Origin of the sequence: Helicobacter sp. 13S00482-2, assembly GCF_002272795.1 — a bacterium.
In the GTDB taxonomy this organism is placed as follows: Bacteria; Campylobacterota; Campylobacteria; order Campylobacterales; family Helicobacteraceae; genus Helicobacter_J.
The window spans coordinates 1-498 of record NZ_MLAT01000086.1 but is presented as its reverse complement, the minus strand read 5'-3'; the positions used below and the strand labels follow the sequence as shown (position 1 = coordinate 498).

At 26.9% G+C, this 498-nt stretch carries 1 protein-coding gene; it reads left to right on the top strand.

Features of this window, described 5'->3' with window-relative positions:
* Nucleotides 1–19: 19 nt before the first annotated feature.
* Nucleotides 20–498, top strand: a 479-nt coding sequence (locus tag BKH42_RS09225) for an ABC-three component system protein (protein WP_143428629.1), incomplete at its 3' end; no start/stop codon positions are given.

Below are 498 nucleotides of genomic sequence, written 5' to 3'. Positions count from 1 at the left end.
ATTACTGCTGGTGCAAATAATGCCATTATCAGATAAGAGTCAAAAACTTTCAGCTATTGGGACAGATAATAAAACAGCAGGTGAAAATTTAATTGATCAATCTATCAATATTAATAATTTTAATATGAATGATATTAAATATGAAATTCCTAATACACAAGATTATACGATTGAAGATAAAATTGATTATAATGAATTATCAAAATATAAGCATTTTTTTGAGGATTATATGGAGAACTATAGTCTCGTAAGAAAAAAGATAGACACTTTTACTGATGAGGATCCTCTTTTTGATCGAGTTTTGATACAATATGTAAAAAGCAAATATCAAAAATATTTCAGAGAAGACACAAAATCAGATACTGTCTTAGATAATATAATTGAGGATATAGAAAAAGATCTAAGAGAATCCACGAATTTATCTCCTGACGATCTTTGTTATGTTAATTGTGTTGTGTTTTATGTTTTTGCTGAGTGCAAAATATTCAAACCACCAAA